At 55.0% G+C, this 6,634-nt stretch carries 7 protein-coding genes; 5 read left to right on the forward strand and 2 right to left on the reverse strand.

The features are described from left to right. Positions 1-1,349: phosphoenolpyruvate hydrolase family protein (locus ABJQ89_RS09595; RefSeq protein WP_348496028.1), on the reverse strand; the 1,349-nt coding region annotated here is incomplete at its 3' end. Beyond that, entirely contained in the window at positions 1,346-1,990 is a 645-nt protein-coding gene (locus ABJQ89_RS09600) for a phosphoenolpyruvate hydrolase family protein (protein WP_348496029.1), read from the reverse strand. The genes ABJQ89_RS09595 and ABJQ89_RS09600, both read right to left, overlap by 4 nt. Positions 1,991-2,167: 177 nt before the next feature. On the opposite strand from ABJQ89_RS09600, the gene ABJQ89_RS09605 reads away from it, so the two are divergent. The 5 genes from ABJQ89_RS09605 to ABJQ89_RS09625 all read left to right on the forward strand — a co-directional run. Next, entirely contained in the window at positions 2,168-3,034 is an 867-nt protein-coding gene (locus ABJQ89_RS09605) for a branched-chain amino acid ABC transporter permease (RefSeq protein WP_348496030.1), read from the forward strand. Beyond that, entirely contained in the window at positions 3,031-3,996 is a 966-nt protein-coding gene (locus ABJQ89_RS09610) for a branched-chain amino acid ABC transporter permease (RefSeq protein WP_348496031.1), read from the forward strand. The genes ABJQ89_RS09605 and ABJQ89_RS09610 overlap by 4 nt, the downstream gene beginning before the upstream one ends. Before the next feature lie 20 nt (positions 3,997-4,016). After that, positions 4,017-5,255, forward strand: a complete 1,239-nt coding sequence (locus ABJQ89_RS09615; protein ID WP_348496032.1) for an ABC transporter substrate-binding protein — start codon at positions 4,017-4,019, stop codon at positions 5,253-5,255. After that, positions 5,246-6,022: an ABC transporter ATP-binding protein gene (locus ABJQ89_RS09620; protein WP_348496033.1), complete on the forward strand. Its 777-nt coding sequence runs from the start codon at positions 5,246-5,248 to the stop codon at positions 6,020-6,022. The genes ABJQ89_RS09615 and ABJQ89_RS09620 overlap by 10 nt, the downstream gene beginning before the upstream one ends. Further along, positions 6,012-6,634 (forward strand): ABC transporter ATP-binding protein (locus ABJQ89_RS09625; protein WP_348496034.1); only part of this gene is annotated, 623 nt, incomplete at its 3' end. The genes ABJQ89_RS09620 and ABJQ89_RS09625, both read left to right, overlap by 11 nt.

Consider the following 6,634-nt stretch of genomic DNA (forward strand, 5'->3'; position numbering starts at 1 on the left):
AGGTCTTCAATACGTTCGCGAAGCGGCGGTAGTTGAAGCTCATGTACTGCGAGGCGATAATACAGATCAGGACGGAAAACATGCGCAGCCACATCATCGAGTAAACTTGGATGCGCCGTTGCGATAATCCGCGCCGATACAATGCGCGCGTCAGGATCGCCGAGACGCTGCACAGTGCCGTCCTCTGCAAATCTCAGGATTTGGCCTTGGTGTTCGGGGCGCAACGTATCAATCGCATCAAAGATAACCGTGCCGCGCGCCGCCGCTTCCAACGCGCCGCGACTGCTCGGCAAGCCCGCCTTTAGCGTGCCTGCCGTCGCCCCCATGAGAAGCACACGGCCAGAGTCCAGCTCCAAGCCCGCACAATCAATGATGGAGAGGCGCTGGCGCTTGCGATCTGAAAGTTGATGCAACAGATGCGCCGCTTTTGTTTTACCCGTTCCTGTTTCGCCGATGATCAGAACAGGGGCTTCTTCCTGCGCGAGCTCTTTGAGATCGCGGTTTAGCGCCTGCGTTTTCGCTGACGAGCCGATCAAATGCGTGCCTTGGTTGTCGCGATCCAATTGCTTGCGCGACATCTGCGAAATAACGCGAAAGCCGCTTGCGACCTCTTCTAACGTTTGTTCAATCGGCAGGCGGTCAAGCGATGATCCCGCGACATAGCCTTGCACTTTGGATGTTCGCCAGACGGCCATTGCGTCTTCTGGTGTGATGATAGGCCCACCCGCGCAAAGGGTCTGTACAGATGGCGGAAGCCCGTCGAGCACTTGATCAATGATGCGCGCGGCTGATGTGATGCTCAGTTCAGAATCCACGCCCGTCGGACCACTGGTAAAGCCGACATTGACACAGATCGTCGTTGCGCCCGCTTCATGCATGGCATGGGCTTGTGCATTCGTGGCCACGTAAACCAGTGAATCCAACCCAATGGCTTTGGCACTGCGCACCATTTCGATTTCACGGGAATATCCCAACCCTTCGTCTTCGAGAAGCTTTTGAATGCGCCCGCTGACCAAAGCGTTCGATGGGAAATTACAAATGCCTTGAAAGCCAAGATCACGAACCTGATGGATAAGGGCATTTAGATCAATGTTTGGGTCGCTGACGCTTAGGCCTGCGTAAATAGGCGCAGAGACACGCCCCAGAATTTCGCGTTCGGCAAATTCAAAGACCCAGTCATTGGCATTTCGCACGGGAAGAAAGCACGCGAGCGAAGAGGCACCTTGAACCCTAAATCGACCTGCGTTCAGTACGAGCAGAAAATCCGCATCTGAACGATCAGCAACTTGTGCTGTCATGCCAGAGCCGACCACCGCGCCAAAGAGAAAGCGATCTTTCTGTTGGCTCATTGCGGCGCCTCTTCAAAGCGAACAAAGCCATCGCATGTCATGTCCGTGAGATCGATCATGCGTTCGTGCCAATCCGAGACATAGAGATATACGCGGGCCTTTGGCTCTGCCTTTTTCACGCCCACAATGATCGCTTCGAGAGCGCGGCGGATCATCGTCTTTGCTGCGAAATCGACGTCTAATAGAATGCCCGGATGTAAGATCAGGGTCTTGATCCCAGCCGCGAGGGCGTCCGCGGCATGATCTGGGGTGAGGATAAAACCCATCGTTTGCATCCCCGCGTCCTGCGCATTCGCAAGAAATTGATATTCGGCGCTTGGCGTTGCGGGGATCGTGGACATTTGTTGCTGTGTGTCGCCCTCAAGCAAGATTGAGGAAGGCCAGTTCACAACGCCGTTATATCCCGCAGTGCGCAGCGCATTGAAAAAAGCGCTGTTGGAACCAAAAGGATCAGCCGCGATGGCGGCGGCCCAATGACCGTGACCTGAAGCATTCTTAACGTGTCGATTTTGATCCATACGCGGCATCAAGAAAGCGGCGTCGGCCAAACGGGCGGATAGGCCCTGCAAGCTCGGGCAATAGATATGCTGATTCTTCAAATCAGGGTCGGCCCGCTTGCCGCTAATCGTAAATGTGCTCATGTTTAATGAATAGCAAAAATAGGAAAAAATAAGAAGGTAATTCCACTATTGACGATCTGTCGAAATGGAAATTTCTGCCAAGTTATTGATTTAAAATCTATTTTTTAAAACGGCATTAAGCCAACTCCCACGTGCGAATTCCCCGAATCCTGCCAAGACTATGGGCTCGGAGGAACAATGACCTTATTTTTTGTCGTCACATTGAATGGGCTTACGCTGGCTGCTTTGTATTTCTTAGCCGCCAGTGGGTTCAGTTTGATCTTTGGCCTGATGCGCACTGTGAACATGGCGCATGGGGCCTTATTGCTGCTTGGTGGCTATGTCGGTTGGTCTGTCGTGGATGCGACGGGCCTATGGGCTTTGGGGGTTTTGGTCGCGGGACTGTCGGCGGCCTTTGCGGGGGCTATGGTGCAAATTGGCATCTTGGGCTGGATGCAAGGCGATGAGTTACGCCAAACGCTCGCGTCCATCGCAATTTCGATCATTCTTGCGGATCTTATGTTGTGGATTTGGGGTGGCACAACATATCAGGTCCGCACTCCGGATTGGCTGGCGGGTGGTACGCGGATTGAAATGCTGGGCATCGGCTATGCGACCGTGCGCCTGTATTTGATCGGCTTTGCTTTGGCTGTTGGATTGGCCTTGTGGCTCTTTATCCAAAAGACCCGCGTGGGCGCGGTCATTCGTGCAGGTGTGGATGATCAAGATATGCTGCGCGCACTTGGCTATCCGATCAACAAGATATTCATTCTCGTGTTCGCAATGGGCGGTATGTTGGCTGGTATGGCTGGGGTTATCGCAGGTTCCGCGCTGTCCATTGCACCCGGCACGGATCTACAATTCCTTTTGTCCTCCTTGGTGGTGGTCATTGTGGGGGGCATGGGCTCTGTCGGCGGCGCAGCGCTTGGCGCTTTGCTCATTGGATTGGCTGAACAATATGGTCTGGCCTATGCGCCGACCTATGCGGCTGTCGTGACCTTCGTCATCATGGTCTTCGTGCTGGCCGTGCGGCCCCAAGGATTGCTCGGGCGGGCCGAAGTATGAGGCTTCTCTTTGTCCTACTTCCACTGGTTTTAGTGCCGCTGATCGCCAATGACTTCTGGCTGAGCCAAGTCATCACACGCGCCCTGATCCTTGGCATCATTGCGCTGAGCCTGTGCTTCCTTGCGACCTACCTTGGTGTTGTGTCCTTTGCTCAAGTCACGTTGGCCGGCGTTGCAGGGTACGCGATTGCTTATTTCGGACCAAACACGGTTGGCTTAGGCATCCCATTGCCCTTGATCGTGACCATTCCACTGGCGCTGATCCTCGCGATGCTGGCTGGCGCGATGATTGGCTATGTGGCGCGACGCTCTCGCGGCATTTACGCGATCATGATCACCTTGGCGATTGGTGTCGCCTTTTTCTATTTCACGCGACAGAACTACGTGCTGTTTAACGGCTTTACAGGTTTCTCGGGTGTCATTCCGCCTGCGCTTGGCGATGGAAACTGGGGCGATGCTGTACCGCTTTACTATCTCACATTGCTCGTTGCGACGATCTGCGTGGTACTTGTTCAGGGGTTTGTGCGCTCCCCTTTAGGACTTGCCGTGCAAGCTGTGCGCGATGCGCCGGGGCGGTTGTTGGCACTGGGTATTCCAACCACCTTGCCCATTGTCGCGGCCTTTGCCTTTTCCGGCTTGATCGCGGGCAGCGGGGGCATCCTAAACGTCTGGTATCAAGAACGTGTCTCAAGCTTTTCGGTCGGTATCGGCCCGATCATCGACATCTTGATCATCGCTGTCATTGGAGGTCTGCGCCATCCGACGGGCGCCTTTGTCGGGGCCATTGTCTACGTTGTCCTTGATATCTTCGCGATCGATCTGATCGACCGTGATCGCTTCAATCTTCTTATCGGAATTGTCCTGCTGTTGATCATCATTGCGGCTCCAAACGGGCTGTCTCAACTCGCGATTGACTGGGCCAAAAAGCTGCGCGGTGGCGCGGCAACATCACGAAAAACTTAAACAGAACTTGGGAGGGAACTATGAAACATCTTAAAATAGCAGTATCAGCTTTGGCCTTGAGCGTCGCAGCGGTGCCTGCTTCGGCAGAAGATCTCACCATCGGGGTTATTTCGATCCTTGAAGGGGCGTTTGCCGCGCTTGGACAAGACGGCATTCGCGGTGTTGAAATGGCTGTGGCGGACGCGGGCGGCACTGTCGCAGGCAAAGACATTGAACTCGTTGTTGTCTCATCTGATGCGAGCCCTGACAGCGCGGTCGCAGCGGCCCGCCGTTTGATCGAGCAAGACGGAGCGCAAATCATCGTTGGTCCATTGTCCGGCTCTGAAGGTCTCGCGCTGCGCGATTTGTCCCGCTCTTATCCTGACGTGACAATCATCAACGGCTCGTCCGGTGCGCAAGATACAACGCTGCGCGATCCGTCCGAGAACTTCTTCCGGTTTGGCGGCGATGGCGCGCAATGGATGGCTGGCGTTGGCACTTATGCCTATGAAACCAAGGGCTACAAGAAAGTGGCCGTGGTCGCGGAAGACTATTCCTTCCCCTACACGCAAGTTCTTGGCTTCATGACTGAGTTCTGCGCAGCAGGCGGCACAGTGCCAGAGAAATTCTGGACGCCAATTGGGAACGCGGATTACTCTTCCGTCGTTTATTCGATCCCACAAGACGTGGATGCGATCTTCGTCGCGCTGGGTGGCTCGGACGCGGTCAGCTTCCTGACGCAGTATCAGCAAGCGGGCTTTAATACGCCCATCATCGGCGGATCGATCACGATTGACCAAACGGTTCTATCGAGCGATGCATCTTTCCGCGACATGCTTGTGGGTGCGCCTGCGGGTACGCCAACAGTGTCAGATTATGACAGCCCTGAATGGACAGCCTTCTCCGCAGCTTATGCCGAAGCCTATCCCGATGGTCTTGGCGCGCCATCAATCTTTGCGCACCACTACTATATGGGCGCTCAAGCGGCGATGCTTGGTTTGGAAGCGGTAAACGGTGATCTGTCCGACGGCGGTAAAGCGTTCCGCGAGGTTCTGTCGAGCCTTGAGTTCACGCAACCAACGGGCGGTAAAATGCGCCTCGACGAGAACCGCAATGGGATCGTGGACAACTTCGTCATCGAAGTGTTCGAGCGCGAAGATGGCTCGCTTGGAACACGTCCTATTCAAGTGGTTGAGAACGTTAATCAGACACTTGGTCAAGACCCAGCGACCTTCCTCGCGGGTGGACCTGTGAGCCGGGACAACCCGTCTTGCCCATAAGCACTGAGCATAAAACGACCATCAACGCCTTGGAGACCCAAGGCGTTGGCAAACGGTTTGGCGGTTTCTGGGCCGTCAAGGATGTGTCGCTTGCGGTAAAACCCGGCGAGCGGCGCGCCATACTCGGGCCTAATGGGGCCGGAAAAACCAGCCTGTTTAATATTCTGACGGGGGACTATGCGGCCTCTGCTGGTTCTGTCAGCCTGTTCGGTGACGACCTGACGAAATCATCGATCCCCAAGCGGATCAAACGCGGTCTGCGCCGGACCTACCAACATGCCTATTTGTTCGATGGCTTGAGTGTTCATGACACGCTGTTTTTGGCTGTTGCGGGTATTCGCGGTGGGTGGCTTCAAGTCTTGCCTGTCCGCGCGAGCGATACGCGCCGCGTTGAAGCTGAACGCCTCGCCGAAGTTTGCGGGCTTGGTGATTTCCTTGGGAAATTGGTGTCTGACCTGAGCCATGGACAACGTCGCCAACTGGAGATCGGGATCGCGCTTGCCGAAGATCCAAAGGTGCTATTACTTGATGAACCTGCGGCCGGTCTGTCGCCCGCCGAGCGCCCGCAGCTAAGCAAACTGTTGCTGTCCTTACCAAGCGAAATCACTGTAATCCTGATCGAGCATGACATGGAAATTGCCTTTCAAACCTCTGAAAGCGTGACGGTTCTTTTCAATGGCCAACTTATGGCCGAAGGCACGCCTGAAGAGGTGATGGCCGACAAAGATGTCCATGAGATCTACGTTGGGGGCGCATATGGGAAATGATCCTATTCTGCGTTTGCAGAACATAAACCTGCACTACGGATCAAGCCATGTGTTGCACGATGTCAGCCTTGATCTCGGGGATCGACCGTTAGGCATTCTGGGGCGCAATGGCGTCGGCAAAACAAGCATTTGTAACGCGATCTTTGGTCTTGCGCCGATCACATCTGGCCAGATCATGCTCGGCAATGAAGACCTGTCCAAGCTGACGCCAGAAAAGCGAGCACAGGCAGGGTTGGGGTATGTGCCGCAGGGACGCCGAATTTTCCGATCCTTGACCGTTGAAGAGCACCTGCGCATTCTGGAGCGCAAGGGCGCGGCTTGGAACATCGAAAGGGTCTATGACACCTTTCCGCGTCTGAAAGAACGGTGGCGTAACCTAGGGGATCGGCTCTCGGGAGGGGAGCAACAGATGCTCGCGATTTCGCGCGCACTGCTTTTGAACCCGAAGGTTCTGGTGCTCGATGAACCGACTGAAGGCCTCGCGCCGACGATCGTTTCTGATGTGATCGAGTTGATCAAATTGGTCGTTCGTGAAGGGACATCGGTCCTTTTAGTCGAACAAAACCTGCACGCGGCTTTGGCTGCAGTTGAAGATGTCGCGCTGATCGTTGG

The sequence above is a fragment of the Planktotalea sp. genome (assembly GCF_039984035.1).
Lineage (GTDB): Bacteria > Pseudomonadota > Alphaproteobacteria > Rhodobacterales > Rhodobacteraceae > Planktotalea.

What these genes read in the sequence shown, in the direction of transcription:
- ABJQ89_RS09600 (WP_348496029.1), bottom strand. Translation starts at nt 1,990, where the DNA reads ATGAGCACATTTACGATTAGCGGCAAGCGGGCCGACCCTGATTTGAAG.
- ABJQ89_RS09605 (WP_348496030.1), top strand. Translation starts at nt 2,168, where the DNA reads ATGACCTTATTTTTTGTCGTCACATTGAATGGGCTTACGCTGGCTGCT.
- ABJQ89_RS09610 (WP_348496031.1), top strand. Translation starts at nt 3,031, where the DNA reads ATGAGGCTTCTCTTTGTCCTACTTCCACTGGTTTTAGTGCCGCTGATC.
- ABJQ89_RS09615 (WP_348496032.1), top strand. Translation starts at nt 4,017, where the DNA reads ATGAAACATCTTAAAATAGCAGTATCAGCTTTGGCCTTGAGCGTCGCA.